The organism is Sphingopyxis sp. 550A (assembly GCF_053569535.1).
Window position 1 is genome coordinate 1,722,136 of the sequence record NZ_CM131615.1, and the last position, 24,186, is coordinate 1,746,321.

Sequence of the window (24,186 nt, forward strand, 5' to 3'; positions counted from 1 at the left end):
GGGAACCGCGGTGACGGGTACGTCCTGGATAACTCAACAAAATAAATTGACAATAGCTTTGTGGCGAAAGGACAGCGGCGTGCGACGAGCTGACTCCGGGCCTGCGAAGCGGTGCGGAAATGCGTCAGTCGCCCATGTCGAACCGCGCCTCGAAGGTCCGGGCGCGCCGCAGTTCGGGAAAGAGCCACGCCCAGAGCGCGGTGACGCCGATCGCCGCCGCGCCGCCGACGACGACGGCGCTGATCGGTCCCAGCGCCGCAGCCATCGCGCCCGCGCGCATCTCGCCGAGCTCGTTCGATGCCGAAATCGCGAGGCCCGACGCCGCGCTGACCCGCCCGCGCATATGATCGGGGGTGTTGAGCTGGATCAGCGTGCCGCGCACGAAGACCGAGAACATGTCGGCCGCGCCCATCAGGACGAGCAGTGCCAGCGAGAGCAGCAGATTGGTCGACAGGCCGAAAGCCACCGTTCCGGCGCCGAAGACCGCGACCGCCCACAGCATCTTGACCCCGACGTTGCGCTCGATCGGGCGGATCGCAAGGCCGAGCGCGACGACCGCGGCCCCGACCGCCGGCGCGGCGCGCAGGAGCCCGAGTCCTTCGGAGCCGACGTGCAAGATGTCGCGGGCATAGACGGGCAGCATCGCGGTCGCGCCCGACAGGATGACCGCGAACAGGTCGAGCGTGATCGTGCCGAGCAGGAAACGCTCGCTCCAGACGAATTGCAGACCGTCGACCATCTCGCGCAGCGGATGGCGGCGCACCTCGGCGGGCGGCGGCAGCACGGGCCGCACCCGGCTGATCGTCCAGGCCGAGATGACGAGAAGGATCGCGGCGAAGATATAGACCGACGTCGGATGCGCGGCATAGATCAGGCCGCCCGCCGCGGGACCGATCACCGACGCCGATTGCCAGGCGATGCTGCTCATCGCGATCGCGCGGGGCAGGATCGCGGGCGGGACGATGTTGGGCGCGATCGCGCTCATTGCCGGCCCCGAAAAGACGCGCGCGACGCCATGCATCGCCGCGAGGCCGAACAGCAGGTTCAGCGTCAGCCCGTCGGTCCAAGTGAACAAGCCGAGCACGGCCGCAATCGCAAAATCGATGGCGTTGGAAAAGATCGCGACGCTGCGCCGCTCGAACCGGTCGGCGGCCCAGCCCGCGACGGGGGTCAAGAGCGCGATCGGCACGAACTGGACGAGTCCGAGCAGGCCGAGCTGGAACGACGCTTCCTTGATCGTCATGCCGTAATCGGTGCGCGCGGTGTCGTAGAGCTGGTATCCGATCACGACGACCACCGCGATCGTCGCCATCACCGCGGTGAAGCGCGCGATCCAGTAATAGCGATAGTCGGGGATGCTTAGCGGAGAGGGATCGAGGATCGCCGGGCCCGGCATCTCCGGCTCTTCGCCGTCTGGGGGAAATATCGTTGCCATCGGCCTCACGCCCTAGAGGGGAATTCGGCTCTGTCCAGAGCGCATGGCCATGCCGTTCGTCGATTAACGGGTGTCATTCGTCGGACGCGGTGGCAGAAACCCGCCATCGATTGAGGGAGATGATCGAATGACACGTCAATTTGCCCGCTTCGGCGGTGCCGCCATGGCCGCGGCGCTGCTCGTCCTCACCGCCTGCAACGGATCGGGCGACAAGCCCGCGTCGGGATCGGAGGCGAAGAACTGGACCGAGTTTCGCGACAATTTCCTCGCGGGCTATTTTCCGCTCAACCCCAATTTCGCGGTCTATCAGGGCAAGCACGAATTTGATGGTCAGCTTCCCGACTGGTCGGCCGACGGCCTTCAGAAACAGATTGCCTTCCTTGAAAAGACGATCGCAGACGCCAAGGCGTTCGACGGCAAGATGACCGATGCCGAGAAGTTCGAGCGCGACTATCTGGTGCATGTCGCGCAGGGGCAGCTCTTTTTCCTGAAGGACGCCGATTTCCCGCACAAGAACCCGGCCTATTATGTCGGGCAGCTCGACCCCAACGTCTATGTCTCGCGGCCCTATGCCGACGCCCCGACGCGGATGAAGGCGTTTATCGCCTATGCGCAGAAAGTCCCCGCGGCCGCCGAGCAGATCAAGGCGAACATCAAGCTGCCGCTGCCCGCGACCTTCGTCAAATATGGCACCGCGGGCTTCGGCGGTTTCGCCGATTATTATACCGGTGACGCCAAGAAGGCCTTTGCCGAGGTCAAGGATCCCGAGCTTCAGAAGCAGTTCGACGAGGCAGCGGCGAAGGCCGCGGCGGCGATGAAGGATCTCGCCGCCTATATTGGCTCGAAGCCGGGCACCGCCGACGGCTATGCGATCGGGGCCGACAATTTCGCCAAGATGATCCTGACCAACGAAGCGGTCGATACCCCGCTGGATGAGCTGGAGCGCATCGGTCAGGCCGACCTCAAGCGGAACCAGGATGCGCTGAAAGCCGCCTGCGCGACTTACGCCGCCGGGATGACGATCGCCGATTGCATGAAGAAGATGAATTCGGACAAGCCCGCCGATGGTCCTGTCGCCGAGGCCCGGCGCCAGCTTCCGGCGCTCCGCGCGTTCATCGCCGAAAAGGATCTCGTCTCGATCCCCGGCACCGAGCAGGCGCAGGTAGAGGAATCGCCGCCGTACAACCGCCAGAACAGCGCCTATATCGACATTCCGGGGCCGTATGAGAAAGGCCTGCCGTCGGTCTATTACATTTCGCCGCCCGACCCGAGCTGGGACAAGGCGACGCAGGATGCCTTCGTTCCGGGCAAGAAGGATCTGCTCTTCACGTCGGTCCACGAGGTGTGGCCGGGCCACTTCCTGAACTTCCTCCACTCAAACCGCGCGGAAAGCATCTTCGGCAAATTGTTCGTCGGCTATGCCTTTGCCGAGGGCTGGGCGCATTATACCGAGGAGATGATGTGGGACGCGGGACTCGGAGACGGCGACCCCGAAACGCATATCGGCCAGCTTTCGAACGCGCTGCTCCGCGATTGCCGCTTCATCTCGGCGATCGGGCTCCACACCAAGGGGATGACCGTCGCGGACTCGGAAAAGCTGTTCAAGGAGCAATGCTATCAGGACGATGGCAATGCGCGGCAGCAGGCCGCGCGCGGAACCTATGATCCGCTCTACCTCAACTACACGATGGGCAAGCTGATGATCCGCAAGCTCCGCGACGACTGGACCAAGGGGGACAGGACGAAGTGGAAAGCGTTCCACGACGAATTCCTCTCCTACGGCGGCCCGCCGATTCCGATGGTGCGCGCCGCGATGATGAAGGAGGACGCGCCGAAGGCGGTCTTCTGAGGCTGGCGAATCGAATGACCCGCGGCTAGCCTCTCGTCCAAAGGGGCTAGCCGATGGTCGATGTCTTCATTTCCTATTCGCGCGACAACAAGGCGCGCGTGGCTGAGATTGCCAATGCGGTCGCGGCGGCGGGCTATGACGTGTGGTGGGACGCCGAACTGCCGCCGCATCGCTCCTACGGCGACGTGATCACCGAAAAGATCGGCAGCGCGAAGGCGGCGATCGTCGTCTGGTCGCAGACATCGGCGCAGTCCGAATGGGTGCGTGCCGAGGCCGATGTCGCGCGCAATCAGAAAAAATTGGTGCAGACGTCAATCGACGACGTGATGCCGCCCTTGCCCTTCAATCAGATTCAGTTCGCGGAGCTCGCGGATTGGAACGGCGAGCCCGATCATCGCGGCTGGCGCAAGGTGCTGATGAGCCTGGAAGAGCTGTGCGGACGGGAAGCGGCGCCCGTAGCCGCTTCGCAACCCGCACCGCCGGGACCGGCTCCGGTTGCCCGGCAGGATTCGACTCCGGCCCGAAAATCATCCTTTCTGCCATGGGCGCTGCTGGGGCTTGCGGTCGTTGCCGTCGCCCTGCTCGCGTGGAAGCTCCTTCAATCATCACCCGGACCCGCGACGGTAGCGGCACCTGCCGAAGCCACGGCCACGGTGGCGCCCAAGGAAGCCGACGCAAGCACGGCACCGGCTACGGTGCCATCCGCCGAAGCCTTCACGCTGGCGGCTGTGATCGACGATCCCGACGGCTTCACCAACATCCGCTCGGGCCAGAGCACCAAGGCGGCGATTATCGGTAAGGTGCTCGAGGGCGAGAAATTTCTGACCTATCAGCAGCCCGGTTCATGGTGGCGGGTGCGCAAGGCAGACGGCACCACGGGCTTCATGTTCCGCAAATATATCCGGCTGATCGAGGGGGGAGCGACGCCGCCTGCCGATACGAGCAAGGGCGCGATCATCGCCGATTCCTCGAAGCGCGTACTGACCGCGACCGACGTCGCGGGTCTCACTCCGGAGCAGGCACGGCTGGCGCGGAACGAGATTTTCGCGCGCCACGGCCTGCGTTTCAAGGACCCGAGCCTGCAAGCCTATTTCACGTCCTTGCCCTGGTATCGGCCGACCAGCGACAGCGTCGCACTTTCGGCGGTCGAAAAGGCGAATGTCGCACTGCTCCAATCGGCCGAAACCGTCCCGCAATGACAGCATCAGCCGCCGCCGTCGAAGCCGAGGTTGCGCACCGGCTGGGGCAGGGCGATGCGCTGAGTGCGTTCGACTGCGCAGCGGCGGCGCGGCGCGACGGGATCGACAGCCCACGGCTGCGCTATCTGATGGTGCGTGCGCTCGCCGCGTCGGGCGACAGCCTCGGTGCGATGCACCTTTATGAGCAACTCGGCCTGGCGGCGACGGGCGACGTCGACAGCCTGGCGCTTGCAGGTCGTATCTGGAAGGATGAGGCCTTCGATCATGACGGTGTCGAGCGCGCCGGTTTCCTGCGCAAGGCCGCTGCCGCTTACGACCATGCGTTTCAGGCGTCGGGCGCGGACTTCCCGGCCATCAATGCAGCCAGCCTTTATGCGATGCTCGGCGAGCGCGAGCGCGCGGCAGCGCTGGCGGGACCGATCGCGGCGAATGGCGCCGCCGACAATTATTGGGATCAAGCGACTCTCGTCGAGGCGCTGCTGCTGCTCGGACGCGGCGAGGAGGCGCTGGTCCATGCCCGCGGCGCTCACGCGCAGGCGGGAACGCGGGCAGGCGATCGCGCCTCGACCTGCCGCCAGATCGCCCGGCTGGCGGCCAGCGGTGCGATCGACGGGGGCCATGGGGCGGATATCGCGGCCTTGCTGCGTCCCGCGCCGGTCGGCGTCTATTGCGGCCGCATGTTCCGCGCCGGCGGGGAGGGCGAGGCGAATGCCGCAAGGGCGATAACCGAAACGCTGGGCCGCCAACCGCTTTCGGCGCTGATCGGCCCGCTGGCGTGCGGTGCCGACATATTATTCGCCGAAGCTGCGCTCGATCGCGGGATCGACCTGACCATCGTCCTGCCCTTTGCCGAGGATGATTTCATTGCCCAGTCGGTCCAGTCGGGCGGCGGCGAATGGGTTCCGCGCTATCGCCGCTGCCGGGACGGTGCCGCGATGGTCCATTTCGCCAGCAATGCCGGCTATGTCAGCGATGATTGCCAGTTCATCCTCGGCTCGCACACCGCGATGGGGCTGGCGAAGCTGCGCGCGCGCGAACTCGAAACGGTGGCGATCCAGCTTGCGGTGGTCGATCCGGCGGTGGCCGCGCGTTCGGGTGCGGAGATTGCCGGAACCAACGCCGATATCGCGCTCTGGCAGGGCGGAGGCGGCGAAACGCTGACGATCCCGGTCGGCGGTCTCGACCGCAATCTCGACTTTCCGCCCGCGCCCAAGCCGCCCGCGGGCACGCAGCGGGGCCTTTACGCGATCCTGTTCGCCGACTTCGCGGGCTTCTCGAAGCTCGGCGAAGCCGAACTCCCGGTCTTCGCGCAGGAGGTGATGGGGGGTATCGGGCGCATCCTCGACCAATTCGGCGACGCCGTGCTGTTCCGCAACACCTGGGGCGACGCGGTCTATGCGGTGATCGACAACCCCGCGGCGGCGGCGCGGATCGCGCTCGCCATGCAGGAAAGACTCGACGTGCTGCCCGCCGGGCTGGGGCTCGAAGGACATAAGGCGGGGATGCGCACCGGCATCCATTTCGGCCCGATCTATCGCGGGGTCGACCCGGTGGTCGGCAACGAGCTTTGGTACGGCACCGAGGTCACGCGCACCGCGCGGATCGAGCCGGTGACATTGGTCGGGCAGGTCTATTGCACCCAGCCGCTCGCCGCGATGCTCGCGCTCGAAAATGCGCGCGATTTCGATTGCGATTATGTCGGAAAGGTGGGGCTCGCCAAGGATTATGGCGAACTGGCGCTCTATCGTCTCTCGCGCCGCTCAGGCGGCTGAGGGCGCACGCAACCGGGCGATGAAGAAACCGTCCAGTCCGCCCGCATGAGCGAGCAGGCCGGGCAGCGTGCGGATGCAACCGCTGTCATCAGGGACGATACCGCCGGGCAGTTCGTCCGCCGTCACGGGGTCGATGGACCAATCGCGATGCCAGTCGAGAAAGGTCGCGACCTGGTCCTCTCCTTCGGCGCGTTCGAGCGAGCAGGTCGCATAGACCAAAGTGCCGCCCGGTTTGACCCATTTTGCGGCACGCGCGAGCAGTTCGCCCTGCAATTCGGCCATTTCCTGGATCTGGCGCGGCTCGATCCGGTGCAACACGTCGGGATGACGACGAAAAATGCCGGTCGCCGAGCAGGGGGCGTCGAGCAATACCGCGTCGGCGGGGGCTTCTGGCTGCCACTGGCGGATGTCGCCCCGGACGATTTCGGCGGCAAGTCCGGTGCGCGCGAGATTGTCCGAAAGCCGCGCGAGCCGCTTCGCGCTCGAGTCGACGGCAACGACGTTCCAGCCTGCAGCCGCAAGCTGCATCGTCTTGCCGCCCGGCGCGGCGCAAAGGTCGAGCAGCGTGCACCCGCCTCCCGGTCCAAACAGGCGCGCGGGGAGGCTGGCGGCGAGATCCTGCACCCACCACCCGCCGTCGCGATAGCCCGGCATCGCCTCGACCGCCTGGCCGCGCGGCAAGCGGCGGTGCCTTGGCGCAAGCCTCACTGCCTCGCTCCACGCGTCGTCGCCGGGTTCGGAAGCGAAGCTGAGATCGATCGGCGGCGGCGCGCTCCACGCTGTCGCGGCTGCCGAGACGATCTCCTCACCCCATTGCGCCGCCCAGCGCTCGGCGACCGCTTCGGGCAGGGTGGCGCTTTCGGGCAGGCTCCACTCTTCCTGCTGGGCGCGCGACAGAAGCGCGTGGACAAGGCGGCGCGGGCCGCCCGCAACGAGCGGAAGCGCGGTCGATACCACCGCGTGTGGCGATGTCTTGAGGACGAGCAATTGCGCCAGCGCCAGCCGAAGCACCGCGCGCGATTTCACGTCTTCGGGCAGGGTCTGTTCGGTCGCCCCGTCGATAAGGGCGTCGAGGTCGCCCATCCAGCGCAGCGTTTCGGATACGATGGCAATAGCGAAAGCGCGATCGGCGGGAGGCAATCCTTGCGTCGCGGCGTGTGCGGCGACCTCAAGCGGATCGCCGCGGCGCAGGACGGCGTCGAGCAGGCGAAGCGCGGCCCGCCGCGATGCCGTGCCCGGCGGATCGGCTTCGGCCGCGCGGCGGCGTTTTTTTGGATCGGCCATGGCTTTCCATCCCGTTATGGCTGGCGCAGGGCAAGCGAAATCCTGTAGGAAGGCCTGCATGGCCAAGAATGATGATATGATGATGGGCGCAACGCCCCGCGCGACGCGGCGCCCGGCGCATGTGAAACCGCCCGCGGGCTGGACGAACAGCCCCGTGCCCGAACCCAAAGCCCTTCATGAGGATAAGGCGGAAGACCAGCCGGGCGGACGCAACCCCGTGCGCTATGGCGATTGGGAGCTGAAAGGCCTCGCAATCGATTTTTGAGGCCGGCGGCAACCGGCAAGACCGTCGCCGCAGTGCGGGAGGCGGTTCGGCCCCGGCACTCGCGGCGACGATCTTCTATTCCTTCAGACCGCAGGAACCTGAACCAGTTCCGGCACCCGGCCCGACTTCACCTGCTCGGCGAAGACTTCGCGCATGAGCTGAAGCGAGAAGAGGTGCGCGAAGATCAGCGCGAGGATGCCGTTCTGCATCATCTTGCGAAGCACGTCGCCACGCAGTTCGCGCAGCTTGTTCTCGTCGACCATCTGGAAGCCGCGATAGATATAGGGCTTGTCGCTGCCTTCGGGCTGGATCGCGACTTCGCCGTCCATCAGCAGGTCGGCCTTCTTGAGCTCTTCCATGAAGAAGCCGGTGCGCTGGCCCGCTTCCTCGAAATTCTTGCAGAATTCGAGGATGGCGTTGACCTGCTCGGTCGGCTTGCCGTCTGCGAACAGCGCGTCGCCTTCCTCGAACTTGCCGATCGCCGCCGACGTCGGGTCGAAGCATAGCGACAGATCCTCGCTGTCGGGGGTAAGCCGCGCGAGGAGGAAAGGATAACGGCGGATATAGGCGGGGACATAGACCGGATTGAGCAGCTTGCCGTCGCTGTCGACGAAGGTGTTCACGCCTTCGTTGAGGCCCATCAGCGCCAGCGGCACCGGATTCTCGCCCGCCGAAAAGACGATCGGATAGAAACGGCAGGCCGATGTGAACTCGTCCGACGTCAGCGGCACCGCGTGCTGATTGACCAGGAATCCCGCGTTGTCGAGCGGTCGAGCGCGGAAATCAGCGTGATCGACGCTCGAAAGCGGAACGATGTCGTTATAGAAAATCGGCAGATTGTTGGCGGGCGCGGTGGCCATGGCGAAACTCCGGATCATGCGCCCCGAGGGTTTCGAGGCAAAATGGCTAATGGCGCGCCTTATTGGCAGGCGCGGCGCGGCGCAAGGGGCGATGGCGCGGAGCGCCGCCCCAATCAGCCGATCAGTTTCCCGGGATTGAACAATCCGGCGGGATCGAGCCCCGACTTGATCGCGCGAAGCGCGGCGAGGCGCGCCGGGCTGTCGAGCTCGGCCAATATATCGCGCTTCATCTGCCCGATGCCATGCTCGGCCGAAATCGAGCCGCCGAGTTCGACGACATGGGTGTAGACGAGGCGGCTCGCCGCGGCGCCATGCGCGGCCAACCAGGCGGCACCGTCGGTGCCTTCGGGAGGCTGGACGTGATAATGGATGTTGCCGTCGCCCAGATGCCCGAAGGATACGGTCCGGATGCCCGGAAAGGCGGCCGCGAGCCGGCCCGGGTTATCGGCGATGAAGCGCGGCATCAGATCGACCGGAACGCTGACATCATGCTGCAGCGCCGGGCCCTCGGCGCGCTCCGCTTCCGATATCGAATCGCGAAGGCGCCAGAAATCCTCGCTTTCCCGGTCGTTTTTCGCCATTGCGACGTCATGGATCAGGCCGGCGTCCAGCGCCCCCATCAGTTCGCGCTCCATCAGTTCGCCAAGCAGCGAGGCGTCGTCCCCCGCGAGTTCGACCAGCGCATACCAGGGGCTGGATTGGGCAAGCGGATGGCGGGTCTGGGGAATGTGGCGCAACACCGCTTCCAGGACGTGGTTCGGCACGATCTCGAACCCTTCGAGCACGTCGCCAAGCGCCGCATCGAGGCGGCGGAGCAGCAGCAGCGCATCGTCGGGTGAGGTCAGGCCGATCCAGGCCGTCTGGCGCGCCGAATTGGCTGGAACGAGACGCAGGCTTGCCGCGGTCACAACCCCCAACGTCCCCTCGGCGCCGCAGAGCAGATGTTTGAGGTCATAGCCGCGATTGTCCTTCTTGAGCGGCGCGAGTCCTTCGAAAATGCTGCCGTCGGGAAGAACCGCCTCGATTCCGGTGACAAGCGCGCGCATCGTGCCGTGGCGCAGAACCTGCGTTCCGCCGGCGTTGGTCGAAACGAGTCCGCCGACCGTCGCCGATCCCTTGCCGCCCAGCGTCAGCGGGAAGCGCAGCCCCTTGTCGAGCGCGGCGTTATGGAGATGTTCCAGAATGACGCCCGCCTCGGCCACGACGATCCGGGCCGTGGTGTCGATCTCCCGGATATGGTTCATGCGCCGCAGGCTGAGGAGCAATTGCCGCCCGGACGCATCGGGCGTCGCACCACCCACCATGCCGCTGTTTCCTCCCTGCGGAACGAGCGCGACTCCTTCGGCCGCGCAGGCGCTGACAACGGCCGCGACCTCGGCGGTGGTCGCCGGCGACAGCATCGCCGCCGTTTGCCCGTGATATTTGCCGCGCCAATCGGTGAGCCACGGTGTCAGGACATCGGGATCGGTGCTGAACCCCTTTGGCCCTAGAAGACCGGCGAGCCTGGCGAGCAGCGCGGGAGAAGGGGAATGCGGCATGGCGGACCTCCGGAAAATCGACGCCGACCGGCCAGTTGGGCCTCGACAGCAATTCATTTGATGTTCAATCAGGGGCGTTAAAGGGGGCGATGGACGATAGACGGCTTTTCGTCCAGCATCGAAGCGGGAGTTGCGGGTGATCATCATCTTCTGTCAAGGCGCCGGAAGGACGGCCGCACGACCGTGCTGACCATTGCGACCCTGTTGGCGATGATCTGGGGCCCCGCCGCGGATGCGCCGATGACTTCGACTCCGCCCGAACCGTTGGTCGCCATTGCGATTCCTTCGCCGGAGGACCAGACGGCGGGCTTTTGGCAGATGGTGATCGAGCAGCGGCTGATCATCCGCGTCCCGGCGCAGCGGTCGCCGCTGAACAATTTCTCTGCCGCCCCCGCTCCCCAGGCACGGACACGGCAACTTCCGGTCGAGTGGAAGGAAAAGAAGGCCCCGAAATGCATCGCGATGCGGAACATCGCGGGAATGCAAGCGACCGAGCATGACAGCATCGATCTGCTCACGCGGCAGCGGCAGCGACTGCGCGCAGAGTTGAGCCGCGGATGCCGCGGGCTCGACTTTTACGCCGGCTTTTACATGCAGGGAACCAAGGACGGGCAGCTTTGCGAGGATCGGGACGAGATTCACGCCCGGACCGGCGCCAAATGCCAGATCAAGAAATTCCGCCTGCTGGTTCCCGTCGCACGCGACGAGGATTAATCGCGGCAATCAACGCCTTTCCTTGACTTTTCGTCCTCACTTCCGCAAGGGCGCCGCAGCGATGGCGCTCGTGGGTCGCCGCGCCGTCACATTTTTTCCGGACAGTTTGCCCTTATGAAATTTGCCGACCTCGGCCTTTCCGATGAACTTTTGCGCGCCGTGACCGAGGCGGGCTATGACGAACCGACGCCGATTCAGGCGGGCGCGATCCCGTCGGTGCTGATGATGCGCGACATGATCGGCATCGCTCAGACGGGGACGGGCAAGACCGCGTCCTTCGTACTGCCGATGATCGACATATTGGCGCATGGCCGCGCCCGCGCGCGGATGCCGCGCTCGCTGATCCTTGAGCCGACGCGCGAACTGGCGGCGCAGGTCGCGGAAAACTTTGAAAAATACGGCAAGTATCACAAGCTGTCGATGGCGCTGCTGATCGGCGGCGTGCAGATGGGCGACCAGGTCAAGGCGCTCGAAAAGGGCGTCGATGTCCTCATCGCGACTCCGGGCCGGCTGATGGATCTGTTCGAGCGCGGCAAGATATTGCTCACCGGCTGCAACCTGCTCGTCATCGACGAAGCCGACCGGATGCTCGACATGGGCTTCATTCCCGATATCGAGAATATCTGCACCAAACTGCCTGCGAATCGTCAGACCCTGCTCTTCTCGGCGACGATGCCGCCGCCGATCAAGAAGCTGACGGATAAATTCCTCTCGAACCCCAAGACGATCGAGGTCGCGCGTCCGGCCAGCCGCAACGAGAATATCGAGCAGTTCGTCGTCAAGACGTCGGAGCGCGGCAAGCGCGACACGCTGCGCGGCCTGATCGAAGCCGAGGATGTCGGCACCGCGATCATCTTCTGCAACCGCAAGACGACGGTGCGCGAACTCGCGAAGTCGCTGCAGCGTTCGGGCTACATGGCCGGCGAAATCCATGGCGACATGGACCAGTCGAGCCGTATCGCCGAACTCGATCGCTTCAAGGCGGGGACGATCAACATTTTGGTCGCATCGGACGTCGCGGCGCGCGGGCTGGACGTGAAGGGCGTCAGCCACGTCTTCAATTTCGACGCTCCCTGGCATCCCGACGATTATGTCCACCGCATCGGCCGCACGGGCCGCGCGGGAGCCAAGGGCAGGGCGTTCACGCTGGTCACGCCGTCAGACGACGAAGCGCTCGATAATATCCAGAAGCTGACCGGCTATCAGATTCCGGTTCACGACACCGGCAAGGCGGATGCGCAGGCAGAGCGCGAAAGCGACGAGCAGCGCGAACCGCGACGCGGCGGCCGCGCCGAACGCGGCGGGCGCTCGAACGTCGAGAAAGCGCCCCGTGCACCCAAGCGTGCGGCGGAGAAAAAGCCCGAAGCGCCGAAGAAGGATAGCGGACGCAAACCCGCACCGGCTTCGCGACACGACGATGATGGCCCCGACGATGGCTGGAATGGCCCGATGCCGGGATTTCTGTCCGTGGGCTTCGGGAATTGAGTTGATCGTCGCCCCCGCGAAGGCTGGGGCCGCTGGCGGGCTGCTTCTGCATCGCTGCGTAAGACGACGGCGGCCCCAGCCTTCGCGGGGGCGACGGCCGGAAATGTCTTACAACCGAACCAGCATCTTGCCGATATTCTCGCCTGAAAACAGACCGAGAAAAGCGTCGGGCGCCGCATCCAGCCCCTCGCGCACGGTCTCGCGCATCGTCACCGCGCCGCTCGCGATCAACCCGCCCATGTCGGCGTAGAATTCCTCGGCGCAGTCGATGAACTGGTCGGTGTAGATAAAGCCCTCCATGCGGATGCGCGCGGGGATGGTGCGGATCAGATGCTTCATCTCCTGCGGCTTACCGTCATTGTAAACGTCGATCATGCCGCAGATCGCGAAGCGCGCGAAATCATTGGCGGCCCAGAAAGCGGCATCGAGATGCTCGCCGCCGACATTGTCGAAATAGACGTCGATGCCCGGTTTGCCGAGACGTTCGAGCGCCGCGGCAAGCTGCGGCAGGACCAGCCCGGCCTTGTAGTCGACCACCGCATCGGCGCCGAGCTCGTCGACCCAGCGGCCTTTATCCACGCCGCCCGCCGAGCCGATGACCGTCATCTCGCGCGCTTTGGCGATCTGGACCACCGCCGAGCCGACCGCACCCGCCGCCGCCGAAACGAAGACCGTGTCGCCAGGCTTCGCCGCCGCAACGCGCAGCAGCCCGATCCAGGCCGTTCCGCCGGTCAGGCCCATATTGTGCAGAAAGGTCTGGGGCGAAAGGCCCGCCGCCAGCGCCTCGGCGGGCAGCTTGTTCGGCATCATGTCGAGCCCGATGACGCCGCCATCGCGCCAGCCCCCCATATGCAGGATCAGGTCGCCCGGCGCGAAACCGTCCATCCGGCTCTCGATGACCTCGCCGATCGCGCCGCCGGTCATCGGCTGGTCGAGTTGAAACCCCGCCGCGTAACTTTTCGCGTCGTTCATCCGTCCGCGCATGTAGGGATCGACCGATAGCCAGAGATTGCGGACGCGGATCTGGTCGGCGTCGAGCGGGCTGTCGGGAAGGTCGCGCAATGCGAAATCGTCGTGCGTCGGCAGTCCCTGCGGACGGCGGATCAAATGCCATGCCTTGCTCATGGTGCCCGTTTCCCCCAAATTTTCCGGTCGCGGCGACAATCGTCAGAAAAGCCGTTGCCACTGTCAACCAGTCTCGCTAAGAGCCGCCCGGTCGCGGGGCCGTAGCTCAGATGGGAGAGCGCTGCAATCGCACTGCAGAGGTCAGGGGTTCGATTCCCCTCGGCTCCACCAGCGACCCATTTCCGATAATGTGAAGGCGTATCGACCGGGGACAGCTTTGCCGCCCCCGGCCTCTGTCGTCAGGCAGCAGGTGCCGGCGGTTCGGTCGGACGGCCGCGGAAACGCCGCCACAGATAGATGGCCAGCGCCGCGAGCAGCGCCCAGGGCAAGATCGCCGCACCGAAGACCAGCACAAACGATAGCAGCGTGCCACCGCTGCCGAGCAGCGCGCTCCAGGCGTTGCTGAATGGATTTTCGTGGCCGATACCCGGCAGTCCGCCGTCGCTGACATAGTTGAACGCGACGCTGGTCCACGCGATGCGCGCTTCGCCTTCACGACGACTCTGGCGCTCGTCGCCGAGCTGTCCGCGAAGCTGGGCGACCTGCGCCAGCAATTCGGCGCGCTCGCGCTTGTCGAGCCCGCCTGCCTTCAGCCGCTCCTCGATCCGCGCGATTTCGGCTTCGGAGCCCGCGCTGCGTTGTTGCGAGGCGAGGATTCCGGTTCCGACATCCTCGCCCTTCACGCTTGCGTCAGCGAGGACGCCTTCGGCCTTTTCGACGCTGGCAAGAGCGCTCGCGCCGAATTTGCGCGCGATCCCCGGTTCGAGCTTGAACTGCGTCTGCGCCTCGACAAGCTTCTCGTCGTCGAGCTGGTAGCGGACATCGACAATGCGGCAGCGCTGGACACCGAGCGTCTCGCACGCCGCGGCATGCTCCTCCTGAACCTTGGCGATGCGGTCGTCGGCGAGGCGGAAGGTATAGGAATAATCGAAGGCGACACCGGGCGCCGCGTTCAGGGCGACGTCGGGACCGGCGGCGTCGCCGGCGGCGGTTTCGGTGGCTGGGGCATTGGATGTGGAAACGCTTGCATCTTCGGACTGCTTTTCCGAGCAGCCGACCAGGGCGAGCGCCATCGCGCCCGCTAAGAGTCTATTTCGCATGCAGATTCTCCCAAAACGCGACTCGTCGATCGCAGGAGATGGAATATCATAAGTGATGTAGTTGACAATAAGATTCAGGCGGCGCGGACAAAGCCGTCGAGGACCTTCTTGCTGCCTGCCTGATCGAATTCGACGTCGAGCTTGTTGCCGTCGATGTCGATGATCTCGCCATAGCCGAACTTTTCGTGAAACACGCGCATCCCGATCGCGAGGTCGGAGCGCGGCTTGGCGCCGACCGAGGCGGCGGGGCCGCGCTCGCTGGGCGCGGGGGCGCGCGTGATCGTCGAGGATTGCGCCGCGGCGCGCTGCCATGCTGGTCCGCGCGTCATCGTGCGCGCGGGATTGCGGTCCGCGACATGCGCAAAGGGATCGCCCTGCGCCGACCAGTTGGCGCGCCACAGGCTCTGCCCACCGCCGAAGCTGTTTTCGCTTGCCACATGCTCGGGTGGGATTTCGCCGATGAAGCGGCTCGGGATGCTGCTCATCCACTGGCCATAGATGCGGCGGTTCGCGGCGTGATAGATGCTCGCGCGCTGCCGCGCACGCGTGATCGCGACGTAAGCGAGGCGGCGCTCCTCCTCCAGGCTCGCGGTACCGCCTTCGTCCATCGCGCGCTGCGACGGAAAGACGCCGTCCTCCCATCCGGCAAGGAAGACATGGTCGAATTCGAGGCCTTTCGCCGCGTGGATCGTCATGATCGTGACGGTCTCGCTGCTGTCGTCATTGTCGCGGTCCATGACCAGACTGACATGCTCGAGGAACGCCTCGAGCGATTCATATTCCTCCATAGCGCGGACGAGTTCGGAGAGGTTTTCGAGCCGCCCCGCCGCCTCGGCGCTGCGATCGGCCTGCAGCATCGCGGTATAGCCCGATTCGTCGAGGATGAGCTGGGTCAGCTCGGGATGCGACAGCTCGCTCGCCTTGCCCTGCCAGCCGCGCATCTGCGCGACGAAATTCGCAAGCTGACGTCGCGCCTGCGGTGTCAACTCGTCGGTCTCAGTGATCCGCGACGCGGCGTGGAACAGCGGCGCGCGCTCGTGCCGCGCGAACTGGTGGATGCGCGCGAGCGCCTTGTCGCCGAGCCCGCGTTTCGGGACGTTGACGATGCGCTCGAACGCGAGATCGTCGGCGGGCGACTGGACGAGGCGGAGGTAAGCGAGCGCATCGCGGATTTCGGCGCGCTCATAGAAGCGGAAGCCGCCGACGATGCGGTACGGCATGCCGATCGCGATGAAACGATCCTCGAACTCTCGCGTCTGGAACTGCGCGCGGACGAGGATAGCCGCACGGTCGAGCGATATGTGCTGGCGCTGAAGGTCTTCGAGTTCCTCGCCGATCCGCCGCGCTTCCTCCGGCCCGTCCCACACGCCGACGACGCGCACCTTGTCGCCTGCGTCAAGCTCGGTCCATAGCGTCTTGCCGAGCCGGTCCGAGTTCTGCGCGATCAGCGCCGAAGCGGCGGCCAGAATCTGAGGGGTCGAGCGGTAATTCTGTTCGAGGCGGATCACCGTCGCGCCGGGGAAATCCTTTTCGAAACGCAGGATGTTCGCTACCTCTGCGCCGCGCCACGAATAGATCGACTGATCGTCGTCGCCGACGCAGCAGATATTCTTTCGGCTTTGCGCGAGCAATCGCAGCCAGAGATATTGGCTGGCGTTGGTGTCCTGATATTCATCGACGAGGATATATTTGAAGCGCTGCTGATACTGTTCGAGCACGTCGCGGTGCGTTTTCAATATCACGAGCATGTGGAGCAGCAGGTCGCCGAAATCGCAGGCGTTCAGCGTCTTCAGTCGCGCCTGATAGAGCGCATAGAAATGTTGCCCCTTGCCGTCGGCATAGGCCTCGCGATCCGCGACATCGAGGTCGCCCGGAACCAGCCCGCGATTCTTCCACTTGTCGATCAGCCCCGCGAGCTGGCGCGCGGGCCAGCGCTTTTCGTCGAGCCCTTCGGCCTGGATAAGCTGTTTGAGCACGCGAAGCTGGTCGTCGGTGTCGAGGATGGTGAAATTGCTTTGCAGCCCCACCAGTTCGGCGTGGCGGCGCAGCATCTTCGCGCAGATGCTGTGGAAGGTACCGAGCCACGGCATCCCCTCGACCGCGTCGCCGATCATCCGCCCGATCCGCTCGCGCATCTCGCGCGCCGCCTTGTTGGTGAAGGTGACGGCGAGAATTTCCGACGGCCACGCGCGCCGCGTCGCGATGATATGCCCGAGCCGCGCGGTCAGCGCCGCGGTCTTGCCGGTGCCCGCGCCCGCGAGCATCAGCACCGGCCCTTCGGTCGTCAGCACCGCCTGCCGCTGCGGACCGTTGAGGCCGGCGAGATAGGGCGGGTCCGAGGGATCGGGCGGAGAGGCGGGGGGGCTGTTCACGCGCGAACGATTAGGGAACAGCGGCGGCGCTGTCCAGAGCGCGGCGAAGCGCCGACGGCCCGGTCCGTCCCAATTCGTCGAGCGTCGCGAGCGCCATTGCGCGATAGGCGGGACGCAGGGCGGGGCAATCGGCGGCGAGCGCGTCGAGATGGCCCGCGACCGTCCGCTCGTCGCCGCGCAGCAGCGGCCCCGATAGCGCCCTGAAACCGCGTTCCAGACTGTTTTCGAGCGCCGCGCGAACGAGCGGGGCGAGCAGCGCCGCGGGATCGTCCACGCCCGTTGCGGTCAGCGCGTGCGAGGCGCCCGCCATCAGCGTCACGAGATGGTTGGAGGCATGGCAGAGCGCGGCGTGATACAGCGGACGGCGCTCCTCGGCGATCTCGACCGCCACGCCGCCGAGCAGGCCGACGATTTGACGCGCGATGTCGCTGGCCTCCGGCGATGAGCCGGTGACTGCAAATCGTGCCCGCTTCATGCGCTCGATTTCACTCCGGGTGTCGCCGGTGAAAGTCATCGCCGGATGGATCGCCGCGGTCAGCGTCCCGGTGCCGCGCAGCGGATCGAGGATCGCGGCACCGCTGCTCCCGCTGACATGAAAGACGAAGGGCGCTGCGCCCGCAGGCAGCGCGGCGGCAAGGTCGGCGGCGACGGCTTCGAGCGCGTCGTCCGAAACCGCGATGGCGATGACGTCGCAACTACTTGCGAGATCGTTCAACCGGGGCGCTGCGATGGCGTGCGCAACCGCACGGGCCTTGTCCGGCGATCGCGCCCATAGCAGCGGCGGCCGCGCCGAGTGCGGTGCGAGGGAGAGCGCCAGCGCTTGCGCCACACGGCCCGCGCCGACGATGCCGATCTGGTGGAATGCGGTCATGATGTGTGTCTAGCGCGGTTGATGCCGCTTCGCCAATTGGATGAGCTTCTTATAAACCGCCCAATTGTTCATCGTCATCCCGGACTTGATCCGGGATCCATTCTTACCAGCGTTGAGGGAATGTATCCCGGATCAAGTCCGGGATGACGACGGGAGTATTGCAATTCTCCTCGGGCTATCCGGCTGCATTCCACCTTGCACAAAATACCCCAACCCGTCCAAAGCGGCCTGATCGAAACAAGGGGAGGGGCGTTGCCCATGGATCTGGCACCATATCGCAAGCATCGCCGCATCCTGACCGCGAGCCTCGTCGGCACCGCGGTCGAATTCTATGATTTCTATGTCTATGCGACGGCGGCCGCGCTGGTGATCGGGCCGCTCTTCTTCCCCGCCGAATCGCCGTCGGCACAGCTTATGTTCAGTTTCATGAGCTTCGGGCTCGCCTTTCTCGCGCGGCCCGTCGGCGCGATTGTCTTCGGCCATTATGGCGACCGCATCGGGCGCAAGTCGACCCTCGTCGCCTCGCTGATGCTGATGGGCGCTTCGACGCTGCTGATCGCCTTTCTGCCGACCTATGCGATGGTGGGCTGGGTCGCGCCGCTGCTACTCTGCATCCTGCGCTTTGGGCAGGGGCTGGGGCTCGGCGGCGAATGGGGCGGGGCGGCGCTGCTCGCGGTCGAGAATGCGCCGCCCGGATGGAAGTCGCGCTTCGGCATGTTCCCGCAATTGGGGGCGCCGGTCGGCTTTATCGCCGCGAACGGGCTGTTCCTGCTGCTCGGGCTGATGCTGAGCGACGCCGATTTCGCGAGCTGGGGCTGGCGCATCCCCTTTCTCTTTTCGGCGGTGCTCGTCGGCCTCGGCCTGTGGGTGCGGCTGAAGATTGGGGAGACGCCTGATTTCAAGGAAGCGCTGGAGCAGGACGCACCCGTCGGCGTCCCGCTCGGCGAATTGCTGCGCCACCACCTGCTCGCGACGCTCGCCGGCACCTTCGCGGTCGTCGCCTGTTTCGCGATCTTCTACCTCTCGACCAGCTTCGCGCTGGCGCACGGGACAACGACGCTCGGCTATCCCAAGGAGCAATTCCTGCTCGTCCAGCTCGGCGCGATCCTGTTCATGGCGGGCGGCATTATCTTCGCGGGCTATGCGAGCGATGCGTCGAGCGCGCAACGCGTACTGACGTGGGGATGCGGCGCGACGATCCTCGTCGGGCTGCTCTTCGGGCCGTCGCTGGCGTCGGGAAGCTGGCCGATCATCTTTGCCGGGCTCGCGGCGGCGCTATTCGTAATGGGCCTCGTCTATGGCCCGCTCGGAAGCTGGCTGACCGCGCTGTTCCCGGTGCGCGTGCGCTACACCGGCGCGTCGGTGACCTTCAACGCCGGCGGCATATTGGGTGGCGCGCTCGCGCCGATCATCGCGCAGGCACTGAGCGACTGGCGCGGGACCGACGTCGTCGGTCTCTATCTCGCGCTCGCCGGGGTCGTGAGCTGGATCGGACTGCTGATGGTGCGGAAGACGTCACGCCAGCCGTAGCAGCGTCAGCTTCGCCTTGCCGACCCGGCGCTCGGTATCGATCGCGAACCCCGCAACGTCGACGCTTTCGCGCTCGCCGGTCTCGACCGAAATCCAGCTATCGGGTCCGACCCAGCCCAGCCGGTTGAGCTTGTCGAGCGCGACACTTCCGGCTCCGGTCTCGTAAGGCGCGTCGAACAGCAACAGATCGAAGCTGCGGCGAGCAGGGCCGAGGCCAAGGACGGAGCCTGCGCGAACATCGGCGCGCGCCGACGCGTCAAGTGAAGCGAGATTCTTGCGGAGCGCATCAAGGGCGTCGCGATCCTGCTCGCCAAACAGGCAGTGTGCAGCGCCGCGCGACAGCGCCTCGATCCCGAGCGCGCCCGAGCCCGCGAAAAGGTCGGCGACATACAGCCCCTCGAAACTGCCGACGCGGCTGGCGAGCATCGAGAAGAGCGTCTCGCGCGTCCGGTCCGCCGTGGGGCGCGTCGCGTCATTCTTCGGCGCGATCAGCTTGCGGCCGCGCCATTCGCCCGCGATGACTCTCATTTGTCGAGCCGGCGCCGGAACTGGAACAACTCGTCCCGCGGCACGATCTCGACCTGCCCCATGTCGAGCCCTTCGAGGGTGAACTGCCCATAACGCGTGCGGATCAGGCGGCTGACCTGAAGGCCGAGATGTTCGAGAACGCGGCGCACCTCGCGATTCTTCCCTTCGGTCAGCGTCATCTCGATCCACTGGTTGCGCCCGGTGCGGCGTTCGAGATTGGCGTCGATCTTGCCGTAACGGATGCCGTCGATCTCGATCCCCTCGACCAGGTCTTCGAGCTGTGTCTGGCTGATGTCGCCGAAAGCGCGCGCGCGATAGGTGCGCTCGACTCCGCTCGCGGGGAGTTCGAGCTGGCGCTTGAATTCGCCGTCATTGGTGAGGAGCAGCAGCCCTTCGGTATTATAGTCGAGCCGCCCGACCGGCATCAATCGCGGCAAGCCCTTGGGCAGGATGTCATAGATCGTCTTGCGCCCCTTGGGGTCGCGCGCTGCGGTCAGGCAGCCCGCGGGCTTATGGAAACGATAGAGGCGCGTCGAGACGGGCTTCGCGACGGGGCTGCCATCCACCGTCAGCCCGTCGAGCGACGACAGCAACGGCGCGGGTTGCGCGATCGTTTCGCCATTGAGCGCGATACGGCCTTCCTCGATCATCCGCTCGACATCGCGGCGCGACCCGACTCCGGCGCGCGCAAGCAGTTTGGCGATGCGTTGCGGCCCGTCCTCGCGTTCGGGCTCGGTCTTGGGGTTGCGAGACGGCGCGGCGGCGCGTGCGGCGCGGCGGCCGCGCGGGGCATCGGCGGGCGCCGAAGGGGGCGCGCTGCGGGGTGGGCGGCGGCTGTTCATGGGAACGGATGCGGCTTTCTTGTCGTTTTCAGACACAAACTGTGTCTTTGTGATCACGCTCATAGCCTGAAAGCGATCGCTTCGTCGATGGCAAGCCGAAGCGATATTGCAGGAAGGGCGAGAGCGAGTCATGGCGTCGGTAAAGGGAGTCATCATGCTCTTCGCGTCTCGCCCGTCGTGCATCAAGCGCCTGTTGGTCATCGAGGATGACCCGCTGGTGGCGTTCGACAACGAGCGGACGCTGAAGCACGGTGGCTACGACGTCGTCGCGACGGTCGATTCGGGTGAAGCCGCGGTCGCGGTGATCGCTTCGGCGCATGTCGATGCGATCGTTCTCGACCTTGGCCTTGCGGGCCATATGACGGGCCGCGACGTCGCCCGCCTTGCGCGGGACCGCGGCATTGCGGTGCTGCTGGTGACCGGCGAAATCCCCGCCGATGCCGCGGACATCGCCGTCGCCTGCCTCGGCAAGCCGCACAGCGCCTCGGCGCTGTTGTCGGCGGTGAAAGCGGTCGAGACGATGACCTGCAAGAAGAAGGCGCCGCGCAAGGTCAACGGCCTCGTCACCTTCTGGCGCCCCGAAGCGGCGTGACCGCGCGGCATTTCGGCGCAGCGTCCCAATTAGCCGCTTCCAATTTGCCTCCGACGCTTTAGGCCATGGGCATCGTGTCCAGGCGTTAGGGGAGAGCCGATTTTGCAAGCAGACAGCGTGACCCCGGCGCCGCAGGGCTGGTGGGACAGCATCCGGCCCTATCTGGAACGCGCGCCGATCGCCGCCTTCCTGCTCGGCGTGTCGTCGGGTTTCCCCTATGCCATGATCGGCGCGACGCTGACGACGCGGCTCGCGCAGGACGGGATCGACAAGAAGACGGTGACCGCCTTCACGCTCGCCTTCCTCGTCTATAATCTGAAACCCCTGTGGTCGTGGGTCGTCGACGGCGTCCGGCTGCCCGTGATCGGCCGCCTCGGCCAGCGCGTGTCGTGGATGATCGTCGCGGCGGTGCTGGTGATGGCGGCGGTCGCGAACCTTGCCGTTCAGGACCCCAAGGCCGATATCTTCCAGGTCGCTATCGCGGCGATCCTCGTCGGTCTGGCGGGGGCGACCTTCGATATCGTGATCGACGCCTATCGCATCGAGATATTGAAGCCCGAACAACTCGGTATCGGATCGGGAATGAGCCAGTACGGCTGGCGGATCGGATCGGCGGGCGCAGGCGCGCTCGCGCTCTATCTCGCCGCGCGGCACGGGTGGGAACCCGCCTATCTGGCTTGCGCGCTTCTCGCTCTGCCGGCGGTCGTCGCCGTCCTCTGGCTCGGCGAGCCCGACCGGCATCGCGACCCCGCCGAGCGCAAGGGCGGCAGCGCGATCGTCCAGTCGATCATCGGCCCCTTCGTCGAATTCTTTCAGCGGCAGGGCGCGTTGCTCGTCCTGCTCTTCGTCCTCGTCCACAAGATCGGCGACACGCTGGCGAACCTGACCTTTCGCCTGTTGTTCGACGACCTCGGCTATACGAATGACGAGATCGCCATCTATGACGTCGGCATCGGCTTCTGGGCCTATCTGATCGGCATTTTCGTCGGCGGCGTCCTCTATGCCCGCATCGGGATGAAGCGGTCGGTGCTGATCAGCCTGGTTCTGATGGCGGTTTCCAATTTCAGTTTCGCGCTGCTCGCCGCGACCGGCAAGAGCAACCTCGGCATGGCGGGCGCGATCGGGTTCGAGAATTTCGCCAGCGGCATCGGCGGGGTCGTCATCGTCGCTTATTTCTCGGCGCTTTGCGACCTGCGCTTCACCGCCGCCCACTATGCGCTGATTTCCTCGGCGGCGAGCATCATCGGGCGGTTCGTCACCGGCACCACTGCGGGCGCGCTGATCGAAAGTTTCGGCTATGTGCAATTCTATCTGCTCACCACCGTCGCCGCGGTACCCGGCATATTGCTGTTCTGGTGGATGATGCGCACCGGGCTGGTCGATCTGTCGGTCGGTTCGGCGGGCAAGGCGCACGGTGACTAAAAACGGGGTGAGGGTCAGCCGGGCGTTTCGCCGTTCGCCTGCAATATCTCGCCCGCCAGATAGAGCGACCCGCAGATCAGCACGTCGGCGGCGGAGCGCCGATCGCGGATGAAAGCGAGCGCCGCTGCCGGGTCGCTGCACGGTTGAACCTCGGCGACACCCAATTCGCGCGGCACCCGTCGGCAGAGATCGGCCGGATCATGATGCTCATGCCCCAGAATCGGCACCGCCTGAAACGACGCGATCTTGTCCGCGAACGGACGCAGGAAACCGATCGCATCCTTGTTGCTCAGCAGGCCGCAGACGATGTGGAGCGGCGGTCGGTCGCCGAGCGCTCTCGCCAGCGCCGCGCCGGCATCGGGGTTGTGTCCGCCGTCAAGCCACAGCGCTGTGCCGGGCCGCAGGATCGCCGTCAGCGGTCCCGCGCCGAGCCGTTGCAACCGCGCGGGCCAGTGCGCGCGCTGCATCGATGCAGCAAGCGCCGCGTTGGATATTTCAAATGCCGTCTGATGGCGAAGCATCGCCACGGCAAGCGCGGCATTGTCGGCCTGGTGGGCACCCGCCATCGCGGGTAGCGGCAAGTCGAGCACACCGCGCGCATCGCGGTAGTGCAGGCCGCCTTCGTGGACCGCCGCGTCCCATGCTTCGCCGCGGCCGAGCAGCGCGGCTCCGGCCTTGGCAGCTTGCTTCGCGATTTCATCGCGCGCGCTCGCAGGATAGGCTTGAGTGACCAGCGGCACCCCCGCCTTCGCAATGCCCGCCTTTTCGAAGGCGATGCGGTCCAGCGGAGTAGCGGGGACATTCGCCTCGGGCGCAAGCAGAAAGGCTTCGTGATCGATGCCGAGCGACGCGATGCCGCAAACCGCCGGGCGCGCGATGATGTTCGTCGCATCGAGCCGTCCGCCGAGCCCGACCTCGACGATGCACGCATCGGCGGGATTACGCGCGAAAGCGAGGAAGGCGGCGGCGGTCGTGACCTCGAAGAAGCTCGCTTGCAACCCTTCGGCGACATCGAGCACTTCGCCGAGGAGTGCGGCGAGCAAGCTGTCGTCGATGAGCTTGCCTGCAATCCGGATACGCTCGTTGAAGCGGACAAGATGCGGGCTGGAATAGACGTGCGTCGTCAGCCCCTCTGCCTCGATCGCGGCGCGCAGGAAGGCACAGGTTGATCCCTTGCCGTTGGTGCCCGCGACGTGGAGCACCGGCGGCAGATCGTTCTGCGGATCGCCGAGCCGCGCGCAAAGTTCGGTGATGCGTTCGAGCCCGAGGATATCGCGCCCCGGCGACAGCGCCGCGAGGCGATCGAGCTGCGCTTGCACGGCGGGGTCGGAGCTATAGGCGTGGTCGGGCATGTCTGCTCCCTCTCCCCTTTAAGGGAGAGGGCCGGGGAGAGGGGGAATCTC

At 65.7% G+C, this 24,186-nt stretch carries 20 protein-coding genes and 1 tRNA gene; 10 read left to right on the forward strand and 11 right to left on the reverse strand.

The features are described from left to right. Window positions 1–124: 124 nt before the first annotated feature. Window positions 125–1,435, reverse strand: a complete 1,311-nt coding sequence (locus ACVENA_RS08300; RefSeq protein ID WP_449328393.1) for an MFS transporter — start codon at window positions 1,433–1,435, stop codon at window positions 125–127. Window positions 1,436–1,562: 127 nt separating this feature from the next. Between ACVENA_RS08300 and ACVENA_RS08305 the strand changes: the two genes are divergently transcribed. The 3 genes from ACVENA_RS08305 to ACVENA_RS08315 are packed head-to-tail and all read left to right on the forward strand — an operon-like array spanning window position 1,563 to window position 6,255. Beyond that, window positions 1,563–3,284 (forward strand): DUF885 domain-containing protein, encoded by a 1,722-nt coding sequence (locus tag ACVENA_RS08305; protein ID WP_449328394.1) that lies wholly within the window; start codon window positions 1,563–1,565, stop codon window positions 3,282–3,284. A gap of 53 nt (window positions 3,285–3,337) precedes the next feature. Then, entirely contained in the window at window positions 3,338–4,483 is a 1,146-nt protein-coding gene (locus ACVENA_RS08310; protein WP_449328395.1) for a YARHG domain-containing protein, read from the forward strand. Next, entirely contained in the window at window positions 4,480–6,255 is a 1,776-nt protein-coding gene (locus tag ACVENA_RS08315; protein ID WP_449328396.1) for a TRAFs-binding domain-containing protein, read from the forward strand. Before ACVENA_RS08310 ends, ACVENA_RS08315 begins: the two co-directional genes overlap by 4 nt. On the opposite strand, the gene ACVENA_RS08320 is transcribed toward ACVENA_RS08315, so the two are convergent. Next, window positions 6,244–7,539 carry an RsmB/NOP family class I SAM-dependent RNA methyltransferase gene (locus ACVENA_RS08320; protein WP_449328397.1) on the reverse strand — a complete coding sequence of 432 codons (1,296 nt, stop codon included), beginning with the start codon at window positions 7,537–7,539 and terminating at the stop codon, window positions 6,244–6,246. The genes ACVENA_RS08315 and ACVENA_RS08320 overlap by 12 nt on opposite strands. Window positions 7,540–7,597: 58 nt before the next feature. On the opposite strand from ACVENA_RS08320, the gene ACVENA_RS08325 reads away from it, so the two are divergent. Further along, window positions 7,598–7,804, forward strand: coding sequence for a DUF1674 domain-containing protein (locus ACVENA_RS08325; protein ID WP_449328398.1), 207 nt, complete (start codon window positions 7,598–7,600; stop codon window positions 7,802–7,804). Window positions 7,805–7,887: 83 nt separating this feature from the next. Here ACVENA_RS08325 and ACVENA_RS08330 read toward each other — a convergent pair whose 3' ends face one another. Together ACVENA_RS08330 and ACVENA_RS08335 are read right to left on the reverse strand one after the other, a co-directional pair. Continuing rightward, window positions 7,888–8,664: a SapC family protein gene (locus ACVENA_RS08330; protein WP_449328399.1), complete on the reverse strand. Its 777-nt coding sequence runs from the start codon at window positions 8,662–8,664 to the stop codon at window positions 7,888–7,890. 113 nt (window positions 8,665–8,777) lie between these two features. Then, entirely contained in the window at window positions 8,778–10,202 is a 1,425-nt protein-coding gene (locus ACVENA_RS08335; protein ID WP_449328400.1) for an FAD-binding oxidoreductase, read from the reverse strand. A gap of 210 nt (window positions 10,203–10,412) precedes the next feature. Here ACVENA_RS08335 and ACVENA_RS08340 point away from each other — a divergent pair, with 210 nt between their 5' ends. Next, entirely contained in the window at window positions 10,413–10,916 is a 504-nt protein-coding gene (locus ACVENA_RS08340) for a hypothetical protein (RefSeq protein WP_449328401.1), read from the forward strand. 114 nt (window positions 10,917–11,030) lie between these two features. Then, window positions 11,031–12,401: a DEAD/DEAH box helicase gene (locus ACVENA_RS08345; protein ID WP_449328402.1), complete on the forward strand. Its 1,371-nt coding sequence runs from the start codon at window positions 11,031–11,033 to the stop codon at window positions 12,399–12,401. A 108-nt stretch (window positions 12,402–12,509) separates the two neighbouring features. Here ACVENA_RS08345 and ACVENA_RS08350 read toward each other — a convergent pair whose 3' ends face one another. Beyond that, window positions 12,510–13,526 (reverse strand): NADP-dependent oxidoreductase, encoded by a 1,017-nt coding sequence (locus ACVENA_RS08350; RefSeq protein ID WP_449328403.1) that lies wholly within the window; start codon window positions 13,524–13,526, stop codon window positions 12,510–12,512. Window positions 13,527–13,621: 95 nt separating this feature from the next. Here ACVENA_RS08350 and ACVENA_RS08355 point away from each other — a divergent pair. Next, window positions 13,622–13,697: transfer RNA gene (locus tag ACVENA_RS08355), tRNA-Ala, on the forward strand. A gap of 68 nt (window positions 13,698–13,765) precedes the next feature. Here ACVENA_RS08355 and ACVENA_RS08360 read toward each other — a convergent pair. From ACVENA_RS08360 to ACVENA_RS08370, 3 genes are all read right to left on the reverse strand, one after another. Then, window positions 13,766–14,626, reverse strand: coding sequence for a DUF4349 domain-containing protein (locus ACVENA_RS08360; protein ID WP_449328404.1), 861 nt, complete (start codon window positions 14,624–14,626; stop codon window positions 13,766–13,768). Between the two features lie 74 nt (window positions 14,627–14,700). Then, the gene (locus ACVENA_RS08365) at window positions 14,701–16,998 is read right to left on the reverse strand and encodes an ATP-dependent helicase (RefSeq protein WP_449328405.1); all 2,298 of its coding nucleotides are present in this window, start codon (window positions 16,996–16,998) and stop codon (window positions 14,701–14,703) included. A 10-nt stretch (window positions 16,999–17,008) separates the two neighbouring features. Continuing rightward, on the reverse strand, window positions 17,009–17,869 hold the full coding sequence (locus ACVENA_RS08370; protein WP_449328406.1) for a Rossmann-like and DUF2520 domain-containing protein: 861 nt from the start codon (window positions 17,867–17,869) through the stop codon (window positions 17,009–17,011). 258 nt (window positions 17,870–18,127) lie between these two features. Between ACVENA_RS08370 and ACVENA_RS08375 the strand changes: the two genes are divergently transcribed. Beyond that, window positions 18,128–19,399: an MFS transporter gene (locus tag ACVENA_RS08375; protein WP_449328407.1), complete on the forward strand. Its 1,272-nt coding sequence runs from the start codon at window positions 18,128–18,130 to the stop codon at window positions 19,397–19,399. On the opposite strand, the gene rsmD is transcribed toward ACVENA_RS08375, so the two are convergent. Then, window positions 19,385–19,927 carry a 16S rRNA (guanine(966)-N(2))-methyltransferase RsmD gene (rsmD, locus tag ACVENA_RS08380; protein WP_449328408.1) on the reverse strand — a complete coding sequence of 181 codons (543 nt, stop codon included), beginning with the start codon at window positions 19,925–19,927 and terminating at the stop codon, window positions 19,385–19,387. The genes ACVENA_RS08375 and rsmD overlap by 15 nt on opposite strands. Continuing rightward, complete coding sequence (locus ACVENA_RS08385) at window positions 19,924–20,769, reverse strand: pseudouridine synthase (protein ID WP_449328409.1); 846 nt, start codon at window positions 20,767–20,769, stop codon at window positions 19,924–19,926. The genes rsmD and ACVENA_RS08385 overlap by 4 nt, the downstream gene beginning before the upstream one ends. Window positions 20,770–20,923: 154 nt before the next feature. Here ACVENA_RS08385 and ACVENA_RS08390 point away from each other — a divergent pair, with 154 nt between their 5' ends. Further along, the gene (locus ACVENA_RS08390; RefSeq protein WP_449328410.1) at window positions 20,924–21,361 is read left to right on the forward strand and encodes a response regulator; all 438 of its coding nucleotides are present in this window, start codon (window positions 20,924–20,926) and stop codon (window positions 21,359–21,361) included. A 102-nt stretch (window positions 21,362–21,463) separates the two neighbouring features. Continuing rightward, window positions 21,464–22,783, forward strand: a complete 1,320-nt coding sequence (locus tag ACVENA_RS08395) for an AmpG family muropeptide MFS transporter (RefSeq protein ID WP_449328411.1) — start codon at window positions 21,464–21,466, stop codon at window positions 22,781–22,783. A 14-nt stretch (window positions 22,784–22,797) separates the two neighbouring features. On the opposite strand, the gene ACVENA_RS08400 is transcribed toward ACVENA_RS08395, so the two are convergent. Beyond that, a complete protein-coding gene (locus ACVENA_RS08400; RefSeq protein ID WP_449328412.1) occupies window positions 22,798–24,135 on the reverse strand; it encodes a bifunctional folylpolyglutamate synthase/dihydrofolate synthase in 1,338 nt (445 codons plus the stop codon). Window positions 24,136–24,186: the final 51 nt, after the last annotated feature.

Excerpts from the sequence above, each read along its gene's own strand:
- ACVENA_RS08335 (WP_449328400.1), bottom strand. The coding sequence starts at position 10,202 with ATGCCGCATTCCCCTTCTCCCGCGCTGCTCGCCAGGCTCGCCGGTCTT.
- ACVENA_RS08325 (WP_449328398.1), top strand. The coding sequence starts at position 7,598 with ATGGCCAAGAATGATGATATGATGATGGGCGCAACGCCCCGCGCGACG.
- rsmD (WP_449328408.1), bottom strand. The coding sequence starts at position 19,927 with ATGAGAGTCATCGCGGGCGAATGGCGCGGCCGCAAGCTGATCGCGCCG.
- ACVENA_RS08300 (WP_449328393.1), bottom strand. The coding sequence starts at position 1,435 with ATGGCAACGATATTTCCCCCAGACGGCGAAGAGCCGGAGATGCCGGGC.
- ACVENA_RS08350 (WP_449328403.1), bottom strand. The coding sequence starts at position 13,526 with ATGAGCAAGGCATGGCATTTGATCCGCCGTCCGCAGGGACTGCCGACG.
- ACVENA_RS08390 (WP_449328410.1), top strand. The coding sequence starts at position 20,924 with ATGCTCTTCGCGTCTCGCCCGTCGTGCATCAAGCGCCTGTTGGTCATC.
- ACVENA_RS08315 (WP_449328396.1), top strand. The coding sequence starts at position 4,480 with ATGACAGCATCAGCCGCCGCCGTCGAAGCCGAGGTTGCGCACCGGCTG.
- ACVENA_RS08375 (WP_449328407.1), top strand. The coding sequence starts at position 18,128 with ATGGATCTGGCACCATATCGCAAGCATCGCCGCATCCTGACCGCGAGC.
- ACVENA_RS08310 (WP_449328395.1), top strand. The coding sequence starts at position 3,338 with ATGGTCGATGTCTTCATTTCCTATTCGCGCGACAACAAGGCGCGCGTG.
- ACVENA_RS08385 (WP_449328409.1), bottom strand. The coding sequence starts at position 20,769 with ATGAACAGCCGCCGCCCACCCCGCAGCGCGCCCCCTTCGGCGCCCGCC.
- ACVENA_RS08320 (WP_449328397.1), bottom strand. The coding sequence starts at position 7,539 with ATGGCCGATCCAAAAAAACGCCGCCGCGCGGCCGAAGCCGATCCGCCG.
- ACVENA_RS08305 (WP_449328394.1), top strand. The coding sequence starts at position 1,563 with ATGACACGTCAATTTGCCCGCTTCGGCGGTGCCGCCATGGCCGCGGCG.
- ACVENA_RS08370 (WP_449328406.1), bottom strand. The coding sequence starts at position 17,869 with ATGACCGCATTCCACCAGATCGGCATCGTCGGCGCGGGCCGTGTGGCG.
- ACVENA_RS08360 (WP_449328404.1), bottom strand. The coding sequence starts at position 14,626 with ATGCGAAATAGACTCTTAGCGGGCGCGATGGCGCTCGCCCTGGTCGGC.
- ACVENA_RS08340 (WP_449328401.1), top strand. The coding sequence starts at position 10,413 with ATGATCTGGGGCCCCGCCGCGGATGCGCCGATGACTTCGACTCCGCCC.
- ACVENA_RS08400 (WP_449328412.1), bottom strand. The coding sequence starts at position 24,135 with ATGCCCGACCACGCCTATAGCTCCGACCCCGCCGTGCAAGCGCAGCTC.
- ACVENA_RS08345 (WP_449328402.1), top strand. The coding sequence starts at position 11,031 with ATGAAATTTGCCGACCTCGGCCTTTCCGATGAACTTTTGCGCGCCGTG.
- ACVENA_RS08330 (WP_449328399.1), bottom strand. The coding sequence starts at position 8,664 with ATGGCCACCGCGCCCGCCAACAATCTGCCGATTTTCTATAACGACATC.